This window comes from Streptomyces sp. NPDC025793, assembly GCF_055558375.1.
The window spans coordinates 1-24,616 of record NZ_JBVHMR010000001.1 but is presented as its reverse complement, the minus strand read 5'-3'; the positions used below and the strand labels follow the sequence as shown (position 1 = coordinate 24,616).

The 24,616-nt window shown below is 69.8% G+C and carries 28 protein-coding genes; 6 read left to right on the top strand and 22 right to left on the bottom strand.

The window, feature by feature from the left end:
* Positions 1-136 precede the first annotated feature (136 nt).
* On the top strand, positions 137-691 hold the full coding sequence (locus ACZ4MF_RS00140; RefSeq protein WP_467488289.1) for a DUF4232 domain-containing protein: 555 nt from the start codon (positions 137-139) through the stop codon (positions 689-691).
* 105 nt (positions 692-796) lie between these two features.
* Here ACZ4MF_RS00140 and ACZ4MF_RS00135 read toward each other — a convergent pair whose 3' ends face one another.
* The 18 genes from ACZ4MF_RS00135 to ACZ4MF_RS00050 form a co-directional block, all read right to left on the bottom strand.
* Positions 797-2,032 carry a tyrosine-type recombinase/integrase gene (locus tag ACZ4MF_RS00135; RefSeq protein WP_467488287.1) on the bottom strand — a complete coding sequence of 412 codons (1,236 nt, stop codon included), beginning with the start codon at positions 2,030-2,032 and terminating at the stop codon, positions 797-799.
* A gap of 63 nt (positions 2,033-2,095) precedes the next feature.
* A complete protein-coding gene (locus ACZ4MF_RS00130; RefSeq protein ID WP_467488285.1) occupies positions 2,096-2,284 on the bottom strand; it encodes a helix-turn-helix domain-containing protein in 189 nt (62 codons plus the stop codon).
* A 461-nt stretch (positions 2,285-2,745) separates the two neighbouring features.
* Positions 2,746-4,218 carry an ATP-binding protein gene (locus ACZ4MF_RS00125; protein WP_467488282.1) on the bottom strand — a complete coding sequence of 491 codons (1,473 nt, stop codon included), beginning with the start codon at positions 4,216-4,218 and terminating at the stop codon, positions 2,746-2,748.
* Between the two features lie 2 nt (positions 4,219-4,220).
* A complete protein-coding gene (locus tag ACZ4MF_RS00120; protein ID WP_467488280.1) occupies positions 4,221-5,087 on the bottom strand; it encodes a bifunctional DNA primase/polymerase in 867 nt (288 codons plus the stop codon).
* An 85-nt stretch (positions 5,088-5,172) separates the two neighbouring features.
* Positions 5,173-5,337 (bottom strand): hypothetical protein, encoded by a 165-nt coding sequence (locus tag ACZ4MF_RS00115; protein ID WP_467488278.1) that lies wholly within the window; start codon positions 5,335-5,337, stop codon positions 5,173-5,175.
* A 28-nt stretch (positions 5,338-5,365) separates the two neighbouring features.
* Positions 5,366-5,554 (bottom strand): hypothetical protein, encoded by a 189-nt coding sequence (locus ACZ4MF_RS00110; protein WP_467488275.1) that lies wholly within the window; start codon positions 5,552-5,554, stop codon positions 5,366-5,368.
* Positions 5,545-5,817: a hypothetical protein gene (locus tag ACZ4MF_RS00105; protein WP_467488273.1), complete on the bottom strand. Its 273-nt coding sequence runs from the start codon at positions 5,815-5,817 to the stop codon at positions 5,545-5,547. The genes ACZ4MF_RS00110 and ACZ4MF_RS00105 overlap by 10 nt, the downstream gene beginning before the upstream one ends.
* A gap of 150 nt (positions 5,818-5,967) precedes the next feature.
* Positions 5,968-8,049 carry a cell division protein FtsK gene (locus tag ACZ4MF_RS00100; RefSeq protein WP_467488270.1) on the bottom strand — a complete coding sequence of 694 codons (2,082 nt, stop codon included), beginning with the start codon at positions 8,047-8,049 and terminating at the stop codon, positions 5,968-5,970.
* Between the two features lie 89 nt (positions 8,050-8,138).
* The gene (locus ACZ4MF_RS00095) at positions 8,139-8,336 is read right to left on the bottom strand and encodes a DUF6257 family protein (protein WP_402072270.1); all 198 of its coding nucleotides are present in this window, start codon (positions 8,334-8,336) and stop codon (positions 8,139-8,141) included.
* A 78-nt stretch (positions 8,337-8,414) separates the two neighbouring features.
* A complete protein-coding gene (locus ACZ4MF_RS00090; protein WP_467488268.1) occupies positions 8,415-8,792 on the bottom strand; it encodes a DUF6251 family protein in 378 nt (125 codons plus the stop codon).
* Complete coding sequence (locus ACZ4MF_RS00085) at positions 8,776-9,123, bottom strand: RRQRL motif-containing zinc-binding protein (RefSeq protein ID WP_467488265.1); 348 nt, start codon at positions 9,121-9,123, stop codon at positions 8,776-8,778. The genes ACZ4MF_RS00090 and ACZ4MF_RS00085 overlap by 17 nt, the downstream gene beginning before the upstream one ends.
* On the bottom strand, positions 9,123-10,097 hold the full coding sequence (locus ACZ4MF_RS00080; protein WP_467488261.1) for a DUF2637 domain-containing protein: 975 nt from the start codon (positions 10,095-10,097) through the stop codon (positions 9,123-9,125). Before ACZ4MF_RS00080 ends, ACZ4MF_RS00085 begins: the two co-directional genes overlap by 1 nt.
* Positions 10,094-10,750: a GGDEF domain-containing protein gene (locus tag ACZ4MF_RS00075; protein WP_467488258.1), complete on the bottom strand. Its 657-nt coding sequence runs from the start codon at positions 10,748-10,750 to the stop codon at positions 10,094-10,096. Before ACZ4MF_RS00075 ends, ACZ4MF_RS00080 begins: the two co-directional genes overlap by 4 nt.
* Positions 10,738-10,977 (bottom strand): hypothetical protein, encoded by a 240-nt coding sequence (locus ACZ4MF_RS00070; protein WP_467488256.1) that lies wholly within the window; start codon positions 10,975-10,977, stop codon positions 10,738-10,740. The genes ACZ4MF_RS00075 and ACZ4MF_RS00070 overlap by 13 nt, the downstream gene beginning before the upstream one ends.
* A complete protein-coding gene (locus tag ACZ4MF_RS00065; RefSeq protein WP_467488253.1) occupies positions 10,977-11,243 on the bottom strand; it encodes a hypothetical protein in 267 nt (88 codons plus the stop codon). The genes ACZ4MF_RS00070 and ACZ4MF_RS00065 overlap by 1 nt, the downstream gene beginning before the upstream one ends.
* Positions 11,240-11,509 (bottom strand): DUF6284 family protein, encoded by a 270-nt coding sequence (locus tag ACZ4MF_RS00060; protein ID WP_467488250.1) that lies wholly within the window; start codon positions 11,507-11,509, stop codon positions 11,240-11,242. Before ACZ4MF_RS00060 ends, ACZ4MF_RS00065 begins: the two co-directional genes overlap by 4 nt.
* Before the next feature lie 105 nt (positions 11,510-11,614).
* The gene (locus ACZ4MF_RS00055) at positions 11,615-12,073 is read right to left on the bottom strand and encodes a protein kilB (protein WP_467488247.1); all 459 of its coding nucleotides are present in this window, start codon (positions 12,071-12,073) and stop codon (positions 11,615-11,617) included.
* Positions 12,074-12,092: 19 nt separating this feature from the next.
* Complete coding sequence (locus ACZ4MF_RS00050) at positions 12,093-12,257, bottom strand: hypothetical protein (protein ID WP_467488245.1); 165 nt, start codon at positions 12,255-12,257, stop codon at positions 12,093-12,095.
* 517 nt (positions 12,258-12,774) lie between these two features.
* Here ACZ4MF_RS00050 and ACZ4MF_RS00045 point away from each other — a divergent pair.
* Together ACZ4MF_RS00045 and ACZ4MF_RS00040 are read left to right on the top strand one after the other, a co-directional pair.
* Positions 12,775-13,542: a helix-turn-helix domain-containing protein gene (locus ACZ4MF_RS00045; protein ID WP_467488242.1), complete on the top strand. Its 768-nt coding sequence runs from the start codon at positions 12,775-12,777 to the stop codon at positions 13,540-13,542.
* Entirely contained in the window at positions 13,542-14,015 is a 474-nt protein-coding gene (locus ACZ4MF_RS00040; protein WP_467488240.1) for an NUDIX domain-containing protein, read from the top strand. Before ACZ4MF_RS00045 ends, ACZ4MF_RS00040 begins: the two co-directional genes overlap by 1 nt.
* On the opposite strand, the gene ACZ4MF_RS00035 is transcribed toward ACZ4MF_RS00040, so the two are convergent.
* Together ACZ4MF_RS00035 and ACZ4MF_RS00030 are read right to left on the bottom strand one after the other, a co-directional pair.
* A complete protein-coding gene (locus ACZ4MF_RS00035; RefSeq protein ID WP_467488238.1) occupies positions 14,012-14,572 on the bottom strand; it encodes an HD domain-containing protein in 561 nt (186 codons plus the stop codon). The two genes, ACZ4MF_RS00040 and ACZ4MF_RS00035, sit on opposite strands and share 4 nt — an antisense overlap.
* Before the next feature lie 11 nt (positions 14,573-14,583).
* Positions 14,584-15,030 carry a winged helix-turn-helix domain-containing protein gene (locus ACZ4MF_RS00030; RefSeq protein ID WP_467488236.1) on the bottom strand — a complete coding sequence of 149 codons (447 nt, stop codon included), beginning with the start codon at positions 15,028-15,030 and terminating at the stop codon, positions 14,584-14,586.
* 912 nt (positions 15,031-15,942) lie between these two features.
* On the opposite strand from ACZ4MF_RS00030, the gene ACZ4MF_RS00025 reads away from it, so the two are divergent.
* On the top strand, positions 15,943-16,125 hold the full coding sequence (locus tag ACZ4MF_RS00025; protein WP_467488233.1) for a hypothetical protein: 183 nt from the start codon (positions 15,943-15,945) through the stop codon (positions 16,123-16,125).
* Positions 16,126-16,551: 426 nt separating this feature from the next.
* On the opposite strand, the gene ppdK is transcribed toward ACZ4MF_RS00025, so the two are convergent.
* Both ppdK and ACZ4MF_RS00015 read right to left on the bottom strand, forming a co-directional pair.
* Entirely contained in the window at positions 16,552-19,272 is a 2,721-nt protein-coding gene (gene ppdK / locus ACZ4MF_RS00020; protein WP_467488229.1) for a pyruvate, phosphate dikinase, read from the bottom strand.
* A 452-nt stretch (positions 19,273-19,724) separates the two neighbouring features.
* Positions 19,725-20,960 carry an ROK family protein gene (locus tag ACZ4MF_RS00015; protein WP_467488226.1) on the bottom strand — a complete coding sequence of 412 codons (1,236 nt, stop codon included), beginning with the start codon at positions 20,958-20,960 and terminating at the stop codon, positions 19,725-19,727.
* A gap of 132 nt (positions 20,961-21,092) precedes the next feature.
* Between ACZ4MF_RS00015 and ACZ4MF_RS00010 the strand changes: the two genes are divergently transcribed.
* Together ACZ4MF_RS00010 and ACZ4MF_RS00005 are read left to right on the top strand one after the other, a co-directional pair.
* Positions 21,093-22,583 (top strand): MGH1-like glycoside hydrolase domain-containing protein, encoded by a 1,491-nt coding sequence (locus ACZ4MF_RS00010; RefSeq protein WP_467488223.1) that lies wholly within the window; start codon positions 21,093-21,095, stop codon positions 22,581-22,583.
* Positions 22,580-24,520, top strand: a complete 1,941-nt coding sequence (locus ACZ4MF_RS00005; RefSeq protein WP_467488220.1) for an amylo-alpha-1,6-glucosidase — start codon at positions 22,580-22,582, stop codon at positions 24,518-24,520. Before ACZ4MF_RS00010 ends, ACZ4MF_RS00005 begins: the two co-directional genes overlap by 4 nt.
* Positions 24,521-24,616: the final 96 nt, after the last annotated feature.

The window sequence follows — 24,616 nt, the reverse complement described above, 5'->3', positions numbered from 1 at the left end:
CACCCAGCCCGATTCCCACCGAAATCACCCAGCTCGGCGGCCGCCGAAATCGCCCGGCCCGAGGCACAACTTTTCCGGGCCGCGACGCATCCAACACAGTGACCTTCATCCACCCGTTCGCCCGATGGAGGCGGATATGTCAGTTCACCGTCCGAACCCTCTGAAGCTCTTCCGGACGTCCCCGAGGCGCGGCGCGGCGGCCGTCCTCACCGCGGCCGTCGTGGGCCTGACGGCGGCGGGAGCGGCCTGGAGCGCGCCCGCGGCGGCACCGTCGGCCGCCAAGGCCCTCCGCACCTGCACGGCGAGCGACCTGCACCTCTCCATGGGTCGCAAGGAGGGGGCCGCCGGGTCGCTGTACTGGCCGGTGCGGTTCACCCACACGAGTAAGGGCAGCTGTGCCCTGCGCGGATACCCGGGCGTCAGCGTCCTCGACACCGCCCACCACCAGCTCGGTCCGGCGGCCGCCCGCAGCGGCACCTCCTACCGCACGGTCACCCTCACCCCGGGCCACTCGGCCTCGGCGGTGCTGCGCACCACGAACGGCCCGGTGGGCGGCCCCTGCCTGCGCACCGGTTCCTACCTGCGCGTCTATCTCCCGGCGTCCCGCACCCCCGTCCTGATACCGGCGTCGTGGACGACGTGCTCCGGACTCTTCGAGGTGGGTCCGGTGAACACGGAGGAGGTGTTCTAGAGGGACGGCACCCGGAAACGCCGGAGAGGCGACACCCCCGCACAGGGTGGATGGCCGACTTCCTGACCTGGGAAGTCGGCCATCCCAAGGCGTCAGAGGGCACAGTCAGGGCACATCGCTCAGGACCGCCTCCATCATGTCGGCGGTCCGGTCCGCCTCCGCCTCCCACAAGTGGGTGTAGACGTTCAGCGTGATCGATGGCTTAGCATGACCGAGTCTCATCTGCACCTGCTTCGGGGTCGCCCCGTTCTTGATCAGGACTGAGGCGTAGAAGTGCCGCAGATCGTGAAGCGTCGTGCTCTCGGGGACACGGACCTTGCTGCCTGACTTCTTCAGGTGGGCGTTCGCCCGCTTGACGTTCCGGTTCCACACTTTCGCCCAGCTGGCGCGCCGGATCGCTCCGCCAGTCTCGCTGGTGTACAGCAACCGAGCATGGCGCCATACGGGCTTCCTGGGGTTCGTCCGATCCTCGATGTACACGACCTGCGGCGGGAACTTCGCACGGTGCCGTGCGATCTCGTCTACGACCGAACGTCCCTGAGGAACAGACCGATAGCTCTGTCTGGTCTTCGGTTCCCCGAGGTACGGCACCCCCTTGTCGGGACCGATCATCTGTTGCTTGACGGTCACAGTCTCGGCAGGGTCTCCGTCCTCCAGCCCGAACAGTTCGCCTTGCCGTAGGCCCGTCGAAGCGGCCTGCCTCACCAGGGCGCGGTATCGGGGAGACGCGGTCACGATGAGCGCCTTCACCGCCTCCGGATCAAGCGGGTGGATCTCCGGATAGAAGACCTCTGGCGGTTTCAGCCCCTCCCATGGGTACTTCGGGATGATCCCCTCTTGGTGGGCCATCTTCAGGATGCTGGTGCAGACGTTCCAGGGCGTCGCAAAGGTCGACGGCGCGATGACCGCCGACCGTTCTTTGATCCACCTCATACCGTCGGCCCGCTGAATACGGCCGATCTCGCGGTTGCCGAACGTCGGGTAGATGTGCAGCCGCAGGGCTCGCTCGACGTTCGTCTCCGTCCGCTCGCGGTGTACGGCCGTCTCCTGCCAGCGTTCAGCGATAGTTCTGAACTTCTGCTTGCCCAACTCCCGGTTCACAAAGGTGCCGCCGTCGAGTTCAGTCGTCACCTTGGCGGCGCGGGAGTCCGCAGCAGTCTTCTTCTCGAAGTTCTCCTTGCACTGCTTGCCGGACAAGTCCCGGTAGCGCACCTGCCAGCGCTTCCCTGTGTCATGGTCCGCGCTGGGATAGACCTTTTGGGTCTTGGTGCTGTGCGCTTCGCACGGCTCGGCGTCGGCCGGCGGTCGGGAGAGGTGCCAACGGTCGTACACCTCAGCCATCAGTTCCCCTCCCTTCAAAGCAAGCCGAGTCAGTTATGAGGTGGGGTCGGTTTCTGTTTCGGGTCATGCTGCGAGTCGGCCTCCGATCTCCTCGGCGTCGTACTTGTCCAGCGCTTCGGCGTCGTACAGGACATGTCGACCGCGCCTGATGAAGCACTGCGGGCCGGTTTCGGCGTAGCGCCAGTAGCGGACGGTCGAGGGCGACGTGCGGTAGCGCTCGGCGACTTCCGCAGTCGTCAGGTACTTCTTCATGACGTCCTTCCTGTGGGGAAGGGAGAGCGAGTCCCGCCCCGTCGTTCCTGGCTGTGTCCGAGGTGCGGATTTCTGCGTCACCGCGTCACCTGCGTCATTCAGGCCTTCTGACCTGCGAGTTTCGGGTGACGCAGAGCGTTGGGGGTGCGTCATCGGTGACGCAGGCTGTCCGTCATCGGTGACGCAGGTGACGCGAGGTGACGCAGACTTCTCCGTCCTGCGTCACCGCTGTATGCGCAGGTCACCCGCCGTTTTCCGAGGCCCGGTGACGCAGGTGACGCAGCGTTCCCCACTTAGGAAAAAAGAGGTGGGTGTCTGTGGTGGTGTGGTGCGGCTCAGGGCGTGAAGAAGGAGCCGCTTCGCGGCGCGTCCATCGCAGGGCGGCGCCGCCGCCGAACAGCAAGAGGAGCACGCCGCGGCGCTGGTGCTCCTCTTGCTTGTTCGGTCGGGGGCGGTGCCGGTCAGAACGTCTGCTGTTCGTGCGGGGGCGCGGCGGGCGAGCGGGTCATCTCGATGTAGCGGCCCTCTTTGGTGCGGCCCGAGTCGATGAGGACGCCCCGGGCGGCCAGGGTCGGCTGGAGACGCTTGAGACGGTCGGAGAGGACTTTGCCGGTGGTCGGCCAACCCTTGGGCAGGGGGCGGAAGTCCTCGCCGGTGTAGAGACGGGTGAGGCAGTGCAGCCACTCGGTGGAGGTCATCCGCTGATCTCCACCCGGTTCGAGGTCTGCGGCGTGCCTGAGTACGGTCTGCGCCAGGAGGTCGCCCTCAATGACGTCGTCGTTGAGGTCGTCCAGGCTGGCCCGGTAGGCGGTGAGCGCTCCGAGGCCGGTGGCCGCGTCGAGCTGCGCGCACAGGTGGGCGAAGTCCGCCATCCGCAGGTCAGTGGGCGTCTCCGCCTCGACCGCGCGGACCTTGACCGTGAGGTCCAGGAGGGAGCCGAGGACGACGGGCAGCACCTCCGCGTACTCGGTCCACAGCTCATCTTCTGTGCGCCGCAGCCGGGGCCGCTCCAGACGCAGCGGCAGGAGCCGTTCGGCGAGGTCGGGGCGGATGACTCCGACGTCGATACCGGTCAGGAGCAGGGGGCGGCGGTAGCCAACACGGAACACGTCCCCGTCGGTGAACAGAGCGCGCTTGACGTTCTCGGCACCGGTGACGATGCAGCACATGGCATCGGAGAGATCCGGGCTCATGTGGGAGAGGTTGTCCAGCGCGGTGACCCAGCCGGCGGCCACGGCCGCGATCAGGTTCTCTTCATCCTTCGGGGCACGGCGCAGGTCACCGGTCATGCCCTCGATGATCCGCACGAGCATCCGCCCACCGGTGGACTTGCCCGCGCCCTGGGGGCCGGTGAGGAACGGCGCCGGGACAGGCACAGACGGTCCCAGGCACCCGATCAGCCACGCGATGGCCAGGCACTCGGTTTCTGCGTTGGCGAAGTTGCACAGCCGCATCAGCAGATCGATGCCCTTGCCGTCCGTGTTCTTGACCGGCATCGGGAGTTCGCCGGTGAGCTGGGTGCGCCGCCAGCACACCTCACGCGGATCGGGAACGGCGATGTCCCATCCGGTCGGGTGGATGCGGACGGACTGCCCGTCGGCGCGGCCCAGGTCCAACCATGTGGCCCCGTCGAACCCCGGGGCGACGCGGATGTACACGGGCTGCACGTCCTCGGACAGCGCGAGAGCTTCGATCAAGTCCAACGCCTCCTTAAGCGCGGTCCCGTTGAACACGCCCAACCCGTCCCTGTACAGACCGACCATGAGTTCCTGGCGGTGGCTGCCGGTCGTGCCCTGGGAGCGGATCGGGCGGGCCACGGGGTGGCCGTTCCGCTGCGCGTACACGGTCCCGTCGGCGGTGCGGAAGTACCGGAAGTGCGCCTGTGCGTAGTCGGTGATGACCTCGCGGGCCGGGTTCTTGTCGTCGTCGGACATGGTCACAGTCCCAACGTGGTCAGGGCGTTGGTCCACGCGTCGGTGCAGTGCCTGGGGGATTCGCCCTTGGCCTGCGCGGCGGTGAACAGCCGCGCGACATGGGCGTCGGTGAGGCAACCGCACCGGCCGTGCGTCGACAGCACCGCGAGGAACGTGCGGTACACAGTCGCGTGGATGGCGCTGCGGGCCTCGGTGATGCGCTGCACGGCCATGGCGATGCCACGGTCCAGATAGGCGGGCATGCGGTGTGGGCACTCGCCCCCATGGCCCCTCAGACGCACTGTGAGGCTCTGTGGCGCCCTGCGGGCGGGCGACGGGTCCTTTGCTGTCAGCGCGCGCACAGCGTCCGGGAGAGCGGCCGTGGAACCCGTGCCGTTTCCGAGCCAACGGGCGTACTGCATCAGGGACTTGATGTCGACGCCGGGCCGTACGGCGTTCGATGACGGCATGGTGCCCCGGTAGATCCAGTGCTCGCCCCGTGTGGTGGTCACGGTCCGGGTGACGGGCAGGTTGGTGCGGGCCCACTGGATGGCGGCGGGGTCGTCCAGGTCGACCACGGTCACGCCGGCGCCGCCGGGGTGGTAGGCGACCGTCGCCGCGTGCCGCCACGCCGATGCCCAGGCGGCGGAGTTGAGGACGTGCGGGTCGGTGGTGGCGGCGGCCCAGCCGTGGCACGGCTGTGGGCAGGCGCAGGGGCCCGGGATCTTCATGTTCGGCCGGCCGCCGCACGCGTTCTGCGCACAGGCTGGGCAGTTCCCGAACGGCACCTTCCCCGCCCGCAGGGGCAGGACCGGGACGCCGGCCGCCGCGAGGTGAAGCGCGGTCCGCAGGTGGGCGCCTACTGGCCGGTTGTCGGTCGGATGGGTCATGCTGGGTGACCTCCACTGTTCAGTTGGATGGGTGGAACGAGGGCGGCCCCGGTTCTTGCCGGAAGGGGGGCCGCCCTTGGCGTAGCTAGAAGTCGTTGCCGGTGTAGTGGGCGACGTAGCCGGGGCAGGCGGACTCGGGGCAGTCGCAGCCGCCGCACTCGTTGCAGATGTCGCCGGAGCACTCCTCGCACAGCTCGTGTCCGGGGCATCCGTAGTCGGCGCAGTCGTCGCAGTAGATCTCGTCGTCCACGTGCGGGATTCCTTCCGTCACTGGTGGTTCACGGGTTGGGGATGGCGTGGACGACGGCGGTGGCGAGGGAGTTGATGGGGCCGGCCGCGCCGGTGGAGGCGAGGAAGAAGCCGAACATGACGGCGGCGAACGCGGCGCCGAAACTCAGGCTGTGATTGCGGAGCAGGAAGAACAGGACGAGTCCGAACAGGAAGACGAGCGAGACGGTCACGGCCATTCGATGAACTCCCGGTCGGTGCGGCGGTCGTAGTGGGGGCGGCGGGTGCCGGCGCGGTGGATGTCGCGGCCGGTGTTGAGCAGCCGGCGGCCGAGGCGGAGCCGGTAGCGCTGTCCGTGGCAGCGGCGGCAGAGTTTGACCTTGCGGCGGGCCTGCCTAACGCCGATGCCGGAGCACTTCCGGCATGGGGCGAACGGCTGAACCGCACATAACAGTGCGTAACCAGCGGCGACCAGCAGGAGGGCGAGGCTAGCGAAGCCCACGGGGGCTCACATCCCTTCTCAGGGCGGTTTCGGGGTGTTTCCGCAGGTGGGCCGCTAGACGCTAGTAAGCTGATCAGCGGCCCTATAGGGCGCTAGTGGAGGTGCTAGACCTAGCGGCGACGGCCGCTAGGTCTAGCAGCTCTGCTCGGTCTAGGCGGCGGCCCGATCGGCGTTACGCCGAGTAATCGCGGCGACGATGTCGGCGCGCTTGATGCCGCGCCGGTTGGCGCCCTCACCCTCGTCGGTGGTGCCCCACACCTGCCCCGGCTTGATGCCCCACGGCTTGAGCGCGGCGGTGACGTTCTCGCCCTGCCATCCGGCGTAGGTCTCGGGGCGCGTGTCGGAGAGGCGGACCGCGATGCGCTCGCACCACACGGCTTTCTCGTCGGCGGCGATGACGTCGAGGGTGTCGGCGAGGATGTCGGATCCGGCGCCGGTGGTCTCCGGGCCCTGGCCGATGGCGTGGCCGGTGACGTTGCCGTACTCCTCGCGCATCTTCCGGGCCCGGGTGACGACCAGTTCGGCCTTCGGGGCGTCCACGAACGCGCTCGCGACGATGCGCGGGTCGTCGCCCTCACCGGCCATCCAGCAGATACCGAGGTCGCGGCGGCTGAACATGGTGGCGCGGATACCGGACTTGTACGTGCCGGTGCCGAGCACCATGTCGTTGGCCTGGTGGTTCATCACCTTCAGGCAGAACCGCAGGACTGCGTTGGCGGAGATGCCGGGCGGCAGCGACTTGGCGTCGGGCCGCTGGGTGGCGAACATGCCGACGATGCCGAGGGCCGGGCCGCGCTTGGTGATGTCGGTGCAGATGGACTCGATCTCCGGGCCGTACTTCTCGTGCTCGAACACCATCTGGCACTCGTCGATACCGATGACGATCGGGTGCAGGCCAAGGCTCTTGTCGCTGGCCAGGTCCGGCGTCACCTTCGACTCCGGGCAGCGCGAGCGCGGCAGGCTGCGGATCACCTTGGCCCGGCGGCGGATCTCCTCCTTGATCTCCCGCAGGGCGTTCAGGATGTACTCGACGTCCTCGTCTTCCTCGCCTGAGCGGTAGCGGTGGCAGACGGGTTCCAGTGGGCCGAGGTCGCCGGTGCCCTTGAGGTCGAACGCGTACAGGGCCGCGCGGGGGTCGAGGGCGCAGATCAGCAGGAGCAGACGCAAGAGGAACGTCTTTCCCATCCGGGGGATGGAGCCGATGACGATGGCGGCGAACATCAGGGTGACCTCGACCCAGCGCATGCGCTGGTCGTTGCCGAAGATGACCGGCTTGAACAGGTCGACCCGGCCGTCCTTGAGCAGCGGCCAGGCCGGTTTCGTCGTCTCGTTCATGGGCCGGTCGCCGACCCACAGCACGAGACGTCCTTCGTGCTCGTTCTCGTCACCGGACGGCCAGACGCAGCCGACCTTGCGGCGCAGACCGGACGCGAGGGCCTCGCGCTTTTCCATGATGTCGTCCGGCGTGACGCCGTAGGGAAGGTCGAGGTCGGCGCGGTAGCCGGGCCCGTCCCGCACGATCTCCGAGGTGAAGCGCATCCCGTCCATGTCGCCGCCCCTCTTGATGGCGGCGGTGATCTTCGGGTTGCCGATGGACTCCAGACCGCGCAGGACGATGGTGCCGGTGAGCTTCTGCAACTCGGTCTTGAGCACCGCCGGGCCCACGACCGGGGCGTCCGGCTGCTGTCCGCCCATACCGAGCATCAGCACGCCGCCGGCCGCGAACGCGTACAGGTACTCGGGGGCGAGGACGTACAGGTAGAGGGCGAAGCCGAGACCGAACATGGTTGCGACTACGGTGACCAGGCCGCGCAGCCGGACGCGGCCGGAGCGGAGGCGGGCGAGGCGCATGTACTCCTCGACGTCCTCGGTCTGGACCGCGTACGCCCGCAACGGGGCGGCCTCGCGGTCCCACACCCACCGGTTCGTTGACGCGATGAACCGGCAGGCACCCCGGGGCGACATCAGGGCGAGGCGTCCGGCATACACGGGGAGTCGAACCCCGTGGTAGAGCGCGGCGTAGCCCAGGTTGGCGCCGGCGTGGCGGGCGGTGGCGAGGAAGTCACGCCGGTTGGTGAGCCATCCGGCGAGAACAGGCTTGCGCTTCTCGATCGTCACCTTCGGGTCCGGCAGCGCCGGGTTGTCGACCGCGACGGGCGCGGCCGGGGTGTCGTCGTCCTTGTCGAGGCTGGGCACGGGGCGCAGGTGCGGGCCCGTCGTGCTTTCCGTCATGCTGGGTACTCCCTGCTACTCAAACGGGTTGTGGGTGGCCCGGGGGGCGGCCGGTTTCCTTGGCCGGGACGACCGCCCCCGGGGCGTGGCTACTTGCCGTTCTTGGTGCGCTCGGCGCGCTTGCGGGCCTGCTCCTCGATCCGCTCGACCTTGCGCTGAAGGTCCCGCTGGTCGACCCGGCCGCCGAACTGGCGGTCGTCGGCGAGCCCGCGCTTGGCCATCCGGGCGACCAGCAGCGCGATGCGGGCCTTCTCGCCCCGGGTGAGGTGGAGTTCTTCGCGGCTCACGTCGGTGTCTCCGTTCCGGGCCGGACTGTCCGGCTCCCGACGGCCCCGGGACGCGAGTCCCGGAACCGCGGGGAACCGTCAGCGCCGGCGGCGGGCGCGGCGGACGTTGCCGGCGGCGCGCTTGCCGTCCTCGCCGCCCACCGAGCGGACGACGGTGACAACACCCCACACGCACACGGCCGCGAGGAACGCGATCAGGGCGAGGTTGGCGGCCATGGCGGTGAGCACGCCGACCAGCAGCGGGCCGAAGTAGACCCCGGCCGCCACTGTGCCGGCGCCGATGCCGGAGCCGAGGGCGATGCGCTGGACGGTGCGGTCCGGCGGGGCCTGGTGTACGTGCTGGTGGATGATCTGCGGGCCGCTGTAGTACTGCGGCGGGGCGGGAAGCTGATCGGTGTAGGCGTAGGTGCCGTCCGGGAGCTGGACGACTTTGGGCACGTCAGGCAGCGATTCCATCCGAAGTTCCTTCGGGGTACGCGCACGGCACGCACGTGCCGAGCGAAGAGGGAATGACGTATCCGGCGTCCCGGCCGCAGGCGGGGCAGATGCGGCGGGCGGCGTTGGCCTTGGCCAGCGCCGCCCACTTCGCCGGGGTCATCGGCCGGACCGGTTTGGCCAGGTCGACGCGGTACAGGTACGCGATGAGCGGGCCGCGCCGGCGGCGCGGGCGCTCGATCTGCGCAGCCACGTCCTGACCGCCGGGCCTGAGCCCCTGCGCGCGCAGTTGGCGCAGGGTGGCGTATCCGTCCGGGGCCAGGCGCCAGAGATATACGGGTATAGCGGCCATCAGCGGCCGACGACGGTCAGTCCAGCCCCGCCGGCGTCCGGCGGCCGGTGTTCGGCGTAGCGGGCGTTGACCCAGCCCACCGACCAGCCGCACAGCTCGGCGGCGGAGCGCACCGACAGACCGGCGGTGAACGCGGCGGTTACGATCGCGCGTGCTTCGTCCTCCGGGAGCTTGCCGGTGGCCGGGCCGCGTTCCAGCAGCGCGGCGCGTTCACGCTCGGCCCGCTGCTGCTGCTCGGCCTGTTCACGGCGTTCACGCTCCACTCGCTCACGCCGCTCGCGCTCGCGGCGCTCGGCTGCCTCCCGCTCGGCCCGTTCACGGTCGCGCTCGCGCTGTTCACGCTCGCGTTCACGGGCCTCTTGCCGTTCGCGTTCCTCGCGGCGTTCGGCGACTTCCCGCTCGGCCGCCTCCCGGGCCATGAGGGCTTCGTGCTCACGCTGTTCACGGGCCAACTGCGCGGCGTGCTCGCGTTCCTCCCGCGCCCGCCGCGCGGCATCCTCCCGCCGGGCGGCAGCAGCCTGCTCACGCTGCTCGCGCTCGGCCCGCTCCCGTTCCTGCAACGCCGTGACAGCGGCGGCGATCGCCCGCCGGTAGGCGAGCCCCGTCTCTGCGGTCACGATCAGCAGCAGAGGTGCCACGGCGTGGACGGCGACGCCCACCAGGTCGTTCTTCAGGGCGGAGTCGGCGACGTTCAGGGCCAGGGTCATGCCCCCGGTCATCCACCGCAGCACCACCGGCCACCGGCCACCGTGCCCGCCCAGCCGGGCGAGAACGGCGTCCAGGCGGACGACGATGACGACCGCAGCGTCCACGACGAGCGGGAGAATCGGCGCGGTCCACGACCACTTCGCCGGGGTGTGAGCGGCGGCGAGCGGGGTCACGGTGAGGACCGAGTAGAGCACCGCGCCGGCCACGATCAGCCAGGTACCGACGGACAGGGCGCGCTCGGCTGAACGGATATGAACGGCGTTCACGCCGCCTCCCTTCCGCCCGTTCCCGGGCGGCCCAAGCGGCGGCCGGCCCGACTGGTGTGGGTCAGGTCGGGGCCGTCGGCCAGGCACCAGCCGCCCCCGTCGCGCTTGGCCGTGTACATGGCCTCATCCGCCCGCCGTAACGCCAGCGGCAGTGAACGGGAGGGGAGTTCGGCGGTCAGGCAGGCGCCCACCGAAGCGCCCACACGGAGGGTGCGGCCCCGGTAGGTGAACGGGGCGGTGAGTACGCCGTGCAGATCGTTCAGCAGCCAGGGCAGCGTGAACGGCTCCTCCAGCGGTACCACGGCGGCGAACTCATCCCCACCCAGCCGGGCCGCAACAGCCCCGCGATGCTCGGCGAGTGCGCCGTTCAGGCTCGCGGCGGTGACCCGGATCGCCTCGTCACCGGCGGCGTGGCCGAGGGTGTCGTTGAGGGCCTTGAAGCCGTCCAGGTCGACCAGCACGACCGCCGCATGGTGGCGGGCCAGCAGACGGGCCGCACGCCGCTCGAACGGCGCCCTCGTCCACAGCCCCGACAGCGGATCCCGCCGCGCGGCCGACAGCCGGCGGCGCATCCACAGACCGTGGACGCCCCACCCGCCGGCCAGCGGCCCGGCCACCGACGCCATCGTGAGCAGACCGTTCACCGAGACCACCACCGCTTCTTCGGCGCCGGGGCGGTCACCTCGGCCTCACGCTGTTCCCACTCGCGGGCGTCGTCCTCGCGTCCGTCGAGACGGGCCAGGTGCGCGGCCTGCTGGTAGGTGGTCATCCGCACCCACTGCTCATGCGTGGCAGGCCGCTCCGGGCCCCGCACGGAACGCTGCTGCCGAGCGGCGTACTGCTGCTCCGGCGTCTGCATGTCCTTGAACCTGCGACCCATCACACCGCACCCCCGTCCGCGCCGTAGTGGCGGTAGGTGGTCGGCGGCTTCTTCGCGAGCTGCTCACGCAGATAGGCGGTGTGCCAGCCAAGCCCCCAGTCGGCGGCCGGCGGCTCGCCCAGGGCGCCGGTCAGGGCAACGACCGCGTCCAGCACACGGTCTTCCAGTAGACGGCTGAACGCTTCGCTGTCGCCGAAGGTGGCCGGTGCGGGAATGTTGATGGCGTCCAGGACGGCGGCCAGGAACGCGCGGGTGTCATCGTTCACGCCGCACCGCCCGGCAGGCTCGCCGTGGCCGTGCGCTCGGCCAGCGCGGCCCGCTCGGCCAGCACCCGGCGCCGGGCCCGGCGGATCCGGCGGGTGTCCAGCTCCGTGGGGGCGTGGTCGAGGGTGATGATCTGTGCGTCCAACAGGTCGACGTCCGCGAGGATCAGCGGCATCTCCTGCTCGATCGCGTCCAGTTCCGCACTGGTGGGTTCCATCCAGTCCGCGAACGCGGTAACAGCGTCCTGAACTGTGACGATGTGCTGCATGGGTCGTGGTTCCTCTCACAGGTGGAACGGCCCGAACAGCGGCTCCCGGGTGGCACCCCGGGAGCCGCGCGCCGTTTCAGGTTGGGATGGGGTGGGACTTGCCTGTCAAATCAGTGCGGCCGCCGCGTTGACCAGGCGGTCAGATGCCGCGATCGCTGCTTCACGGCGAGCGGTGAGGATGTCTTCGTCAGCCACCGCCCGCAGGGAGTAGCTGGCATGCGCCGCGTGCTCGGCCGCGTCAGAAAGAGACGGGGCGAGGATTTTCACGGCCGTCAGCGGCGCCGTGATCGCGGCGCGGGTGATGTGACTCTGCGCCCGCGCTTCCGCGTAGGCGTCGGACGGAGCACCCGAGAGCCGTAAGTCCTCTCGGACCCACATCGCGCGGCGGTGCTCGCTCAGCGCGGCGACCAGACTCGTCACGGCCGACAGCCGTTCACGACGCAGTGCCTGATCCTGCGCCTCCTGCCGGTCCATGCGGGATGCGCGATGCTGAAGCAGTCCCGCGACCACCGCACCCAGCAGTGTTCCGACAACAGCAATCACGCTGCTCACCAGCGAATCCATGTCGATTGCTTCCCTTCGGCTAGCGGCCGTTGGCCTTGAACTTGGCGATGTGCCGCTCGCCCCTCTGCCTCGCGAGGCGGCGGGTGGGGTCCGTGAAGCCCTCGGCCCCGCAGGTGCAGCAGTACTGGTAGCCACGGCCGCGCGGGCCGGACATAACGAAGATGCTGTGGCTCTTACCGAACACGTGGTGTCCTCTCAGAGGTGGTCGGGTTGGTGGTGCGTGCCCCGGGCCGCATTCGAAGCGGCGCCCTCACGGCGAGATGCCGGGGCGAAGTGGGTCTCCTTTGGGCGCCGCGCCCGTATCAGGTAGCGCGGCATGACCCCGTTGAAGGCGTATGGAGACATGACCTTTCGGTCTAAGCCCTCCCGAATGACCAGGGGTCGGGTGCGCCCTCGGCCCGCTCTGTCCCGGGCCCCTTGAGGCCGCGTCCGTGAACGTGGCCCCCATTGGTCGTGCACTCGTTCGGGGCGCTGACGCGCCCCGAACGAGAGGAACATGTATTACGTGTTCCTCATCTTGCAGAGAGGGGTTCGCCCCGTCAAGCCCTTCGGCTGTTTGAGTTCTGCGAGCCCCTCGCGCTCGATGCACCTACAGACTCGCGCCGCCAGCGACGACGATCGACTTCGCGGTTGACCGGCTCAAGTCGTACTTAGCTCCCGTAAAGTCGAACCAAGTCGTCCCAACAAGGCGGAGGTTGGATGTGGCGAACGAGCGGCTGCGCGGCGCGATAGTGGACTTGGGCCTGACGCTCGATGAGGTCGCCCAACGGCTCGGGGTTGCCGCCAAGACGGTGGAACGATGGATCAACGAGCCTGAGCGCAAGCCATATCGTCGCTTCCAGTACGCGACTGCCTCGCTTTTGAAGTGCGAAGTGTCGTACCTGTGGCCCGACGAACGCACATCATCCGAGGTCACTGCCTCTGGTAACGCAGAGTTGGTCAGGCTCTATCCGCACCGGTCTGTGGTGATGCAAACTCTCTGGACGAACCTCTACTCCAAGGCGACCCGTCAGTTTGACCTGTTGGTGTACTCCGGGTTCTGGCTCACGGAAGACGCGACCTTCCACAGGATCGTGAAGGAGAAGTCAGCCGACGGAGTGCCCATCCGCTTCATGCTGGGAGAGCCCACGTCGCCGGCCGTGGCGGTGCGCGGCGAGGACGAAGGAATCGGCGCGACGATGGCGGGCAAGATCCGGAACGCCCTCATCAACTACGGCCCGCTCTTCGGCCTCCCCGGAGTGGAGTTCCGGTTGCACGGTACGACCCTCTACAACTCGATCTACCGGGCCGATGACGAGATGCTGGCGAACGGGCACCTCTACGGCGTCGGTGCCTACATGGCCCCCGTGCTGCACCTGCGACGCGTGCCCGGCGGTGAACTCTTCGACGCCTACGCTGAGAGCGTTGAGAAGGTCTGGGAATCGGCCCGTCCGATCTCCTCACCCGCCGATTGGGAAGGCACTGCCTGATGAGCCGCATCGACTACTTCCGCGACCCGAACGCCCCTCAGGCCAACTCGGTAGTGCCCTCGGTCACTGCGGTCGTCCGGGACGACTCGGGGCGGTTGCTGCTCATCCACAAGACAGACAACGATCTGTGGGCACTGCCCGGCGGTGGGCACGACATCGGCGAGCGCATCGGTGACACCGCCGTCCGTGAGGTCTCGGAAGAGACCGGCATCGACGTTGAGGTAGACAGCATCGTCGGTCTCTACACCGACCCTGAACACGTGCTGGCGTACGACGACGGAGAGGTCCGACAGCAGTTCTCCATCTGCTTCCGGGCTCACCCTGTCGGCGGTTCCCTGCGCACGAGTAGCGAGTCGAAAGAGGTCCGCTGGGTTGACCCAGCGGACCTTGACGGGCTGGACATCCATCCGTCGATGATGCTGCGTATTCGCCACGGTCTCGACGACTCGCGGCGCGAGCCCTACATCGGCTAACCCTCAGCAGAGACCTGCGCCAACCGACCCTCAACGCGCCTCGCCGCCGCGTGGATCTCGGGGGCCGCGCGCTGAATGAACCGTCCGACGATCGTGTCCGGGCCATACCGCTGCACGATCTCGTCCAGCCGCTCGACCGGCGTGGTCTGCGTCCCGTCCGGCGTCGTGGTCATGTCGCAGTACAGCAGGGCATCGACCAGGTCCGGACGCTCTAGCTCGAACTCCTCCTCCAGCTCCTGCCTCAGTCCGCGTTCCTCGGCTTCCAGCAGGGCGCAGGAGTGGTGAGCCACGAGACGAACAACCCGCTCGTCAGCCTTTTCCTGGTCGCGGAGGAAGCGTGCGCCGTCCAGCGGGTGAAAGCCGGTCGTGGCGATGGCCGGCGCGTACCCGATGTCATGCAGCACCGCGGCAGCTTCCAGCAACTCGGCATCACCGCCCAGGATCGGGCCCAAGGAGCGAGCACGCTTGGCGACACCCAGCGAGTGCGCCCACCGACGCGGAAGCGGATCGGACAGCAGCGATTCGGAGAGCGAGTACGCCCACTCAGTCAGTCCCATGGCGGCCAAGGTTACGGCCGGACCGTGGGAGTCGGGAGAGCGCGTACGGTTCGCCCCTTGCCGTGAACGGTGGCGAGCAGGCCGTTTCCCTCCATCTGGGCAAGGACGCGGCGCACGGCGGTACGGGACGCGCCCAACCGCTCGCACAGCTTCGCTTCGGACGGGTACGGATCCCCCACCGAAAGCGAGTCCTCCGCGATCATGTCAGCCATGCGCTCAGCGAGGGACCGCCGGTCACCTTCCCGGACCACGCGCCACCCGATCCCGGGAGCGGACTCGACAACTCCCTCGGCTTCGAGAACCTTGAGTGCTCGGCGGATCGTGTTCCGAGAGACACCATGCGAATCCATCAGGTCGGCCTCTGACGGCAAGGCGTCGTCGCCCCGATCCGCCTGAATCTCGCCACGCAGCGCCTCCGCAATGATCAGGTAGGTTCCGCGCGGACTGGCCTCCGGCACTTCGACTCCTCTCGCGTCGCTCTACAGCGCACTACCAAGGGTCCCACCCCCTTGCAGTCATGCGCGTCCAAGGCATTACCACCGCAGGTCATGGCCCCGAGTCCATCTTCGCCGACCGAGGCTACGACCACCACATCTACCGCGAACGGTGCGTGGTCGAGCGGACCATTCGCCCGGCTGCATGGCCTCCGCCGCCAACGCATTCACAGAGAACACCGGTCCGGCATCCACGAAGCGGTCCTCAAACTCGCCTGTCGCCTCATCACTCACCAACAACTCGGCCCATTGCGATAGCCGTTGTTAAGCCATGTGATAGCGACCCCGAAAGGCCCTATCACACGGAAGTGAAAGGAGGTCCGGAGAGGATCGCCCAAAACGGGCATATTGAACTTCGACAGGATGCTTCTGACCTGCCAAGTCGCACGCATTCTGTGATCCTCGCCACGCTCACAACAGCCTTCAAATATCGGGCTTGTACACGCATCGCTGCGCCTAGTAGGTCGAGCACAAATCGGACACCACGCGCATGTCTGCACGTGAATACCCCTCCGGGGTGCGTCCGGAATGCCCGTTACGGCGTCAATAAAGGGCGACACGCCCGGGATTTGCGGACTCGATTGCGCAACTGTGGCGCAGCACACGTTTCTTGAAGATGTGAACCCGCTCCCGGTATCGGTTGGATCGGCACCCGACGCGGGTGCACCCACAGGCCTTCGGCCGCAGTCAGACCCCCGGGAATGACTGCGGCCCCCTGGTGCAACAGGGGGCCGCCGGGTAGTGCGTCGAACCTCGAAAGGGTCGATACCCATGTCCCAACGTAGTCGGTGGACTAGCACACGCACAGTGACCCCGCTCACTGGCAGTCCCGTCAGGTACGGAATGCGACGGGTTCTGATCGCTTCCACAGCCGTCGTGATCGGTGCGCTCCTTGTCGCCGGTGTCCTCACCCACGTGATCGAGCCCGAGGAGGGAACGGCCATCGGCAGCATCGCGGCCGCCACGGTCGCCACCGTCGCGTACGTCCTCCACCGCCCGACCCCCGAGGCGATCGTCATGGGCCCGAAGGAGGCCGGCTCCGCCCCCGCACTCAAGTAAAGGCGATCTGACCATGCGTCCCGGGACGCTCACGTGTCCCGGGACCCATGATCTACTCGGTCCTTGACGAGGTCGATGGCCAGCGCAGTCGTGGTCTCCCGGGCGCTGCTGCCCTCGCTCACGGCGGCGACGTTCGCGAGGAGCACATCCTTTGTCGCTGCCGGGCCGGCGTGTGAAGGGACCCGACCGCACTTGCAGGGCACAACGAGGGCACAACGGCTTCGGGCGGGTTCAACGGCAACCAACGCGAGCAAACGCCATTTGTCCTGGTCAGCGACTTAGCTTGACAGTCCCCGCAGATGATGCACGGAGAGGCGACACCCCCGCACAGGGTGTCGCCTCTCCTTCTCGTGCGCCGGGGCCGCCGCCGATCGGTGAGGGTCGGGGACCGACGGCGGCTCCGGGGTTCATACGGCCCCGGAGGGGTCAGCGGTGGTCGCTGCCCGCCGACTGCGTCGCCGCGCGGCCCGCCTCCAGGCGGGCGACCGGGATGCGGAACGGGGAGCAGGAGACGTAGTCCAGGCCGACCTCGTGGAAGAAGTGGACCGACTCCGGGTCACCGCCGTGCTCGCCGCAGACGCCGAGCTTGAGGTCGGGGCGGGTGCGCCGGCCCGCTTCGGCCGCCAGCTTCACCAGGGAGCCCACGCCGTCCTTGTCGATCGTCTCGAACGGGGAGACGCCGAAGATGCCCTTCTCCAGGTAGGCCGTGAAGAACGAGGCCTCGACGTCGTCGCGGGAGAAGCCCCACACCGTCTGCGTCAGGTCGTTCGTGCCGAAGGAGAAGAACTCGGCCGCCTCGGCGATCTGGCCTGCGGTGAGCGCGGCACGCGGCAGCTCGATCATGGTGCCGATCGCGAGCTTCAGCTCGGTGCCCGTCGCCGCCTCGACCTCGGCGATGACCTGGTCGGCCTCCTCGCGGACGATCTCCAGCTCCTGGACCGTGCCGACCAGCGGGATCATGATCTCGGCGCGCGGGTCGCCCTTGGCGTTCTTGCGCTCGGCCGCCGCTTCCGCGATCGCGCGGACCTGCATCGTGAACAGGCCGGGGATGACCAGGCCGAGGCGTACGCCGCGCAGGCCCAGCATCGGGTTCTGCTCGTGCAGGCGGTGGACGGCCTGGAGCAGGCGCAGTTCGTTCTCGTGGGGCTCCTGGCGGGACTCGGCCAGGGCCACCCGGACCGACAGCTCGGTGATGTCCGGGAGGAACTCGTGCAGCGGCGGGTCCAGGAGGCGGACCGTCACCGGCAGGCCGTCCATCGCCGAGAACAGCTCGACGAAGTCCTGCTTCTGCAGCGGGAGAAGGGCCTTCAGGCTCTCCTCGCGCTCGGCCTCCGTGTCGGCCAGGATCAGGCGCTCGACCAGCTCACGGCGGTCGCCGAGGAACATGTGCTCCGTGCGGCACAGGCCGATGCCCTGGGCGCCGAAGCGGCGGGCGCGCAGCGCGTCCTCGGCGTTGTCCGCGTTGGCGCGCACCCGCAGCCGGCGCTTGCGGTCGGCGAAGGCCATGATGCGGTGCACGGCCTCGACCAGCTCGTCGGCGTCGTGGGCACCCGCGTGCATGCGGCCCTCGAAGTACTCCACGACCGGGGAGGGGACGACCGGGACCTCGCCGAGGTACACCTTGCCGCTCGAACCGTCGATGGAGATGAGGTCGCCCTCCTCCACGACCTGCCCGCCCGGCACCGTCATCCGGCGGCGCTTGGTGTCGACCTCCAGCTCCTCGGCGCCGCAGACACAGGTCTTGCCCATGCCGCGGGCGACCACGGCCGCGTGCGAGGTCTTGCCGCCGCGGGAGGTGAGGATGCCCTCGGCCGCGATCATGCCGTCGAGGTCGTCGGGGTTGGTCTCCCGGCGGACCAGGATGACCTTCTCGCCCGAGCGCGACCACTTCACGGCGGTGTACGAGTCGAAGACGGCCTTGCCGACCGCCGCACCGGGGGAGGCGGCGATGCCGCGCGCGACCTGGGCGACCTTCGCCTGCTCGTCGAAGCGCGGGAACATCAGCTGGGCCAGCTGGGCGCCGGTGACGCGCTGGAGCGCCTCGGTCTCGTCGATCAGGCCCTGGTCCACCAGCTGCGTCGCGATGCGGAACGCCGCGCCCGCCGTGCGCTTGCCCACGCGCGTCTGGAGCATCCACAGCTGACCGCGCTCGATGGTGAACTCGATGTCGCAGAGGTCCTTGTAGTGGTTCTCCAGGGTCTCCATGATCTGCATGAGCTGGTCGTACGACTTCTTGTCGATCGACTCCAGCTCGGCGAGCGGGACCGTGTTGCGGATGCCCGCGACGACGTCCTCGCCCTGGGCGTTCTGGAGGTAGTCGCCGTAGACGCCCTGGTGGCCGGAGGCGGGGTCGCGGGTGAAGGCGACGCCGGTGCCGGAGTCGGGGCCGAGGTTGCCGAAGACCATCGAGCAGACGTTGACGGCCGTGCCGAGGTCGCCGGGGATGCGCTCCTGGCGGCGGTAGAGCTTGGCGCGGTCGGTGTTCCACGAGTTGAAGACCGCCTCGATGGCGAGGTCCATCTGCTCGCGCGGGTCCTGCGGGAAGTCCCGGCCGGCCTCCTTCTTGACGATCTTCTTGAAGGTGGTGACCAGCTTCTTCAGGTCGGCGGCCTCCAGGTCGGTGTCGACCGTGACCTTCTTGGCCTCCTTGGCCGCCTCGAGGGCCTCCTCGAAGAGCTCGCCGTCGACGCCGAGGACGGTCTTGCCGAACATCTGGATCAGGCGGCGGTAGGAGTCCCAGGCGAAGCGGTCGTCGCCGGCCTGCTTGGCCAGGCCCTGCACCGACTTGTCGGACAGGCCGATGTTCAGGACCGTGTCCATCATGCCGGGCATGGAGAACTTGGCGCCCGAGCGGACGGAGACCAGCAGCGGGTTGTCCGGCTGGCCGAGCTTCTTGCCCATGTTCCGCTCAAGGGCGTCGAGGTGCGCACTCACCTCGTCACGCAGTGCCGCGGGCTCCTCGCCGCTCTCCAGGTAGACCTTGCAGGCCTCCGTGGTGATGGTGAAGCCGGGAGGGACCGGCAGACCGAGGTTGGTCATCTCGGCCAGGTTGGCGCCCTTGCCGCCGAGGAGGTCCTTGAGGTCCTTGTTGCCCTCGGTGAAGTCGTAAACGAACTTCGCTACGTGGGGTTCTTTGTTTTCCGACACGGGTCTCGACTCCTTGAGGCCACGGTGGCTGCCCTGACGGCGAGGAACATACCCAGATCGAAGGTTCATGGGTACGTCTACTTGCGCGTCATGCGCCTGTAACCACCCGTCCGCCACCGGATCGAAAGTCAAAGCTTGGCAAGCCAGCACGGCCCGATGTGTTCACTTCTTGAAGGCAAGAACCCCTCAACACCGGGTTTATCGCTCAGATGAGCAGGGATCCTGCACGTCTGATTTCGATCGATGAATGATCAAGGGGTGGCACCGAGTGCCACCCCTTGGAGAAGTGCAGTCGCCCATGATTCGCTCATCTGAGCGCAACCCTTATCAAGGGTGGCGAGAATCACGCTGCCACAGCGGTCGGGATTTCACCATGCGGACCGTCGTCCGAGACCCGAAACGCGCCCGGAAACCCCTCGAAACCCCTCGTCACGCACCCGCCGGCAGCGGCCTCACACCCCCAGCGCCAGCAGCCGCTCCTCCACCCGCTCCGGCGCGTAGAGGTGTTCCACGACCAGTGCCCCCGCTCCGATGAGCGCGGCCTGGTCCCCGAGCGCCGAGGTGACCACGTCCAGGTGGGCCGTGGAGCGGGGCAGCGCCCGCTGGTAGAGCAGCTCGCGCACGCCGGTGAGGAAGGGCGTGCCCGCCAGGTCGCCCGCGATCATCAGCACCCCGGGGTTGAGCAGGGTCACCACCGTCGCCAGCACGTCACCGACCAGGCGCCCGGCCTCCCGGGCCAGCGCCGCCGCCTCCGGGTGCCCGGCGGCCAGCAGGTCCCGTACGTCCGAGCCGGACGCGGCCGGGACGCCGGACTCCGCCAGCCGCCGCGCCACGGCACCCCCGCTCGCGACGGCGGCGAGACAGCCGTGGGAGCCGCACCGGCACAGCGCGTCCGCGCCGACCCGGATGTGCCCGATGTCCCCGGCGCCGCCGTCGATGCCCCGGTAGATCGAGCCGTCGACCACGACCCCGGCGCCGATCCCGGTGGACACCTTGACCAGGACGAACGCCCCGCAGTCGGGGTGTCCGGCGCGCTGCTCGCCGTACGCCATGAGGTTGGCGTCGTTGTCGACCAGGACCGGGACGGCGGCCGGGGCGCCGGTGTGGCCGGTGTGCTCCGCGAAGGCGCGCGAGAGACGGCCCCGTATGTCGTAGCCGTCCCAGCCCGGCATCATCGGCGGCTGCACCACCCGGCCGGTCTCGCTGTCCACCGGACCGGGTACCGCCAGCCCGATGCCGGCGACCTCCGTCGCCGCGTGCCCCGCCTTCTCCAGCAACGCGCCGAACCAGCGGCCGAGTTCACCGAGCACGGCCTCCGGCCCGTCCTCCACCACCACCGTGCCCGCGTGCTCGGCGAGCAGCTCGCCGGTCAGGGACAGCACGGCCGCGCGGGCGTGCCGGGTGTCGAGGTCGGCGGCGAGGACGACGGCGTGGGAGCCGTCGAACTCCAGGGTGATGGAAGGGCGCCCGCCGAGGGGTGAGCCGACCGGGCCGCCGGCGCCCTCGCGCAGCCAGCCCGCCCGGAACAGCCGGTCCAGGCGCTGGCCGACCGTGGCCCGGGACAGCCCGGTGACCTGCTGGAGCGCGCCCCGCGTCACCGCCCGTCCGCTGCGCACCAGTTCGAGCAGGTCGCCGGCGCCGGCCTGGCCGCCGTTCGTCCTGACGGCTCTTCCCGGACGTCCGGTCATGCGCACCCCCTTGTGTTCCTCAACCCTGCATTACATAGTGGGTTTTGCTTGTTAAGTAGACGTAACCCTACGGTAGCCACAACCGAACCCGGCCGGCCCGGCCGGGCGTTCTTCGTCTTCGGGGAGCCCCGAGTGGATCGCACTGCCCAGCTCACCACCCGCGCCACGGAGCACGCGATCGCATACGATCCCCCGGCCTCCGGCGGCGGTCTGCACGTCAGGGCGGCCCGGGTACTGGCGGCGAACTGGACCGGCAACGCGACGGTCCCGTCCCGGAGCCTGTATCCGCACCAGTGGTCCTGGGACTCGGCGTTCATCGCCATCGGCCTGCGGCACGTCTCGCCGCTGCGGGCCCAGACCGAGCTGGAGACGCTGCTGGCCGCCCAGTGGGGCGACGGGCGCGTGCCGCACATCGTCTTCAACCCCTCCGTCCCGCTCGACGCCTACTTCCCGAGCCCCGACTTCTGGCGCTCCGCCACCGCCGGGCGCACCGCGGGCGCCCCGCGCACCGTACAGACCTCCGGGATCGTGCAGCCACCGGTGCACGCGCTCGCGGCCTGGCTGGTGCACCGCGCCGACCCGGTGCTCTCGCGCTCCCGCGGCTTCCTGGCCCGGGTGTACCCGCGCCTGGCCGCCTGGCACCGCTATCTGACGCACCGGCGCGACCGGGGCGGCGCAGGGCTCGCGTCGGTGGTCCACCCCTGGGAACAGGGCATGGACAACAGCCCCTGCTGGGACGCCCCGCTGGCCCGGATCACCCCGGCCCCGGCCCGCACCTTCCGCCGGGCCGACCTCGACCACGGGGCGGCCGAGGACCGGCCGACGGATCTGGACTACGGGCGGTACGTGCGGCTGGCCGCGGACTACCGGGACGGCCGGTATGCCGACGGGGAGGGCGAGTTCGCCGTCGAGGACCCCGCGTTCAACGCCCTGCTCATCGCCTCCGAGCACGCGCTCGCCCGGATCGCCGACGAGCTGGGCGCGGCCGGCACCGCCCGCCGCGCGCGGGCCGAACGGCTGACGGCGGCGCTGGTGGAGCGGCTGTGGGACCCGGCGGCCGGCATGTTCCTGTGCCGGGACCTCATGGGCGGGCAGGGACTCGTCCGCGAGCGCAGTGTCTCCGGGCTGATCCCGCTCATGCTCCCCGGCCTGCCGCCCGAGATCGCCGCCACGCTCGTGCGCACCCTGCGCGGTCCGCACTTCGGATGCGGGGACGGGCCCGGCGACCGCACCCGGCTGGTCCCGAGCTACGACCTCCTCGGCGAGGCCTTCGACCCGCACCGGTACTGGCGCGGGCCCGCCTGGTTCAACACCGGCTGGCTGCTGGAGCGGGGCCTGCGCGCGCACGGGGAGCCGCGACTGGCCGACACCCTGCGGGCGGCCGTGCTGCACCTCGCCGACGCCACCGGCTTCGCGGAGTACGTCGATCCGCGCACCGGCGAGGCCTGCGGCGCGACCGGCTTCGGCTGGACCGCCGCGCTCGCCCTGGACCTGTATCACGACGTGCAGGGTCAGCCCCGCCCCCAGCCGTACCAAGAGCTTGTCAAGGGCGCCCGCGAGGGCGTGTCCAGCGCGGTGACCGGCACGTTCGACACGAGTGACGAAGGAGGAGACCGGCGATGACGGACCGGCATCATCTGCTCGTGCACGGGGCGACGTTCGCCGCCGTGGGCGACCGGGGCGACATCAGCGGAGTGCGGGGCAGCGGCGCCCCGGACGGGTTGTTCGTACGGGACGCCCGGCACCTCAGCCGCTGGCAGCTCACCGTCGACGGCGCCGTGCCCGAGGTGCTCACCCCGGTCACCGAGGGGGACGCGGCCCGCTGCGTCCTGGTCCCGCGCGGCGGCCGCCGGGAACCCCCGGCGCACACCGTCTTCCGTCACCAGGCCGTCGGCGACAGCTCGTTCGTGGAGTCGCTGCGGGTCACCAGCAACCGCCCGGTGCCGACCACGGTCCGGCTCGCCCTCACCGTCGACGCCGACTTCACCGACCAGTTCGAACTCCGCTCCGACCACCGCACCTACGTCAAGCCCGGCGCCGTACGCTCCCGCGAAGTGACGGGCGACGGCATCGAGTTCACCTACCGGCGCGCCGAATGGACGTCCCGTACGGCGATCACGGCCGACCCGGCGCCCGACGCCGTGGAGGAGACCGGCACCGGCGCCCGCCGCCTGGTGTGGACCCTGGACCTGCCCGCGCACGGCACGAGCGAGCTGATGCTGCGCGTGATCGCCCGCCCGCACGGCGAGAAGCGGGCCGTCCGGGTGCCGCGCGACCCCGCCGCCGTGCACGAGCAACTGCAGGCGCGCGAGGCGGAGTTCATGGAGGGCGTGGCCTTCCCGACCGGCTGGCCGGAGCTGGCGGAGGCGTGCGCGCGCGGCCTCGCCGATCTGGCCGCGCTCCAGGTGCCGGCCGGCGGACCGGGCGGCGAGGAGCTGCGCGTCCCGGCCGGCGGGGCCCCCTGGTACCTCACGCTGATCGGCCGGGACGCCCTGCTCACCTCCCTGTTCGCGCTGCCGTACCGGCCCCGGCCGGCCGCCGCCACGCTGCTCGCCCTGGCCACGACCCAGGCGACCGGCTCCGCCGGCCCGTCGCGCGTCGCCCAGCCCGGCAAGATCGTGCACGAGGTCCGGCACGGCGAGCTGGCGCACTTCGGGCAGGTGCCGTTCGGGCGCTACTACGGCTCCGTCGACGCGACCCCGCTGTTCCTGGTCCTGCTCGGCGCGTACGTCGAGCAGACCGGGGACACGGACCTGGCCCGCGGCCTGGAGCGGCATGCCCGCGCCGCCGTCGGCTGGATGCTGGACCACGGCGGGCTGACCTCGCGCGGCTATCTCGTCTACCGCGCCGACGAGGGCGGCCTCGCCAACCAGAACTGGAAGGACTCCCCCGGCGCGATCTGCTGCGCCGACGGCACCCGGCCCACCGGCGCGGTGATGGCGGCGGGCGCGCAGGGGTACGCGTACGACGCGCTGCGCCGCACGGCGTGGGTGGCGCGGACGGTGTGGGGCGACGAGACGTACGCGGCGCTGCTGGAACAGGCGGCGGCCGATCTGCGGGACCGTTTCCAGCGGGACTTCTGGATGCCGGAGCACTCCTTCCCCGCGCTCGCGCTCGACGGGCGGGGCCGCCGCGTCGACGCGCTGGCCTCCGACGCCGGGCATCTGCTGTGGTCGGGGCTGCTGGACAAGGAGTACGGCGAGGCGGTCGGCCGGCGGCTGCTGGAGCCGGACTTCTTCTCCGGGTGGGGCGTGCGCACGGTGGCCGCGGGCCAGGCCGCGTACCACCCGCTGTCGTACCACCGGGGCTCCGTGTGGCCGCACGACAACGCGCTGATCACGCTGGGGCTGGCGCGGTACGGGCTGCACGACGAGGCCCGGACGGTGGCGCACGCGCTGGTCGACGCGGCGAGCACCGCCGGACACCGGCTGCCGGAGGTCCTGGCCGGGTACGGGCGGGACACGCATCCGGAACCGGTGCCGTACCCGCACGCGTGTGTGCGGGAGTCGCGTTCGGCCGCGGCGCCGCTCGCGCTGCTGACGGCGGTGGGCGGGGTCTAGGTGTATTGATCACGAGCGTTGTTAACGCTGGGCGGTCTTGATCGTGGCGAAGGCCCCCGTGTGTGGTGGAGGTGTCGAATCTTCACCGCACGGAGG

Excerpts from the sequence above, each read along its gene's own strand:
- ACZ4MF_RS00090 (WP_467488268.1), bottom strand. The coding sequence starts at position 8,792 with ATGGAATCGCTGCCTGACGTGCCCAAAGTCGTCCAGCTCCCGGACGGC.
- ACZ4MF_RS00085 (WP_467488265.1), bottom strand. The coding sequence starts at position 9,123 with ATGGCCGCTATACCCGTATATCTCTGGCGCCTGGCCCCGGACGGATAC.
- ACZ4MF_RS00110 (WP_467488275.1), bottom strand. The coding sequence starts at position 5,554 with ATGGCCGTGACCGTCTCGCTCGTCTTCCTGTTCGGACTCGTCCTGTTC.
- ACZ4MF_RS00140 (WP_467488289.1), top strand. The coding sequence starts at position 137 with ATGTCAGTTCACCGTCCGAACCCTCTGAAGCTCTTCCGGACGTCCCCG.
- ACZ4MF_RS00100 (WP_467488270.1), bottom strand. The coding sequence starts at position 8,049 with ATGACGGAAAGCACGACGGGCCCGCACCTGCGCCCCGTGCCCAGCCTC.
- ACZ4MF_RS00130 (WP_467488285.1), bottom strand. The coding sequence starts at position 2,284 with ATGAAGAAGTACCTGACGACTGCGGAAGTCGCCGAGCGCTACCGCACG.
- ACZ4MF_RS00055 (WP_467488247.1), bottom strand. The coding sequence starts at position 12,073 with ATGGATTCGCTGGTGAGCAGCGTGATTGCTGTTGTCGGAACACTGCTG.
- ACZ4MF_RS00035 (WP_467488238.1), bottom strand. The coding sequence starts at position 14,572 with ATGGGACTGACTGAGTGGGCGTACTCGCTCTCCGAATCGCTGCTGTCC.
- ACZ4MF_RS00005 (WP_467488220.1), top strand. The coding sequence starts at position 22,580 with ATGACGGACCGGCATCATCTGCTCGTGCACGGGGCGACGTTCGCCGCC.
- ACZ4MF_RS00135 (WP_467488287.1), bottom strand. The coding sequence starts at position 2,032 with ATGGCTGAGGTGTACGACCGTTGGCACCTCTCCCGACCGCCGGCCGAC.
- ACZ4MF_RS00070 (WP_467488256.1), bottom strand. The coding sequence starts at position 10,977 with ATGGGTCGCAGGTTCAAGGACATGCAGACGCCGGAGCAGCAGTACGCC.
- ACZ4MF_RS00125 (WP_467488282.1), bottom strand. The coding sequence starts at position 4,218 with ATGTCCGACGACGACAAGAACCCGGCCCGCGAGGTCATCACCGACTAC.
- ACZ4MF_RS00040 (WP_467488240.1), top strand. The coding sequence starts at position 13,542 with ATGAGCCGCATCGACTACTTCCGCGACCCGAACGCCCCTCAGGCCAAC.
- ACZ4MF_RS00060 (WP_467488250.1), bottom strand. The coding sequence starts at position 11,509 with ATGCAGCACATCGTCACAGTTCAGGACGCTGTTACCGCGTTCGCGGAC.
- ACZ4MF_RS00120 (WP_467488280.1), bottom strand. The coding sequence starts at position 5,087 with ATGACCCATCCGACCGACAACCGGCCAGTAGGCGCCCACCTGCGGACC.
- ACZ4MF_RS00015 (WP_467488226.1), bottom strand. The coding sequence starts at position 20,960 with ATGACCGGACGTCCGGGAAGAGCCGTCAGGACGAACGGCGGCCAGGCC.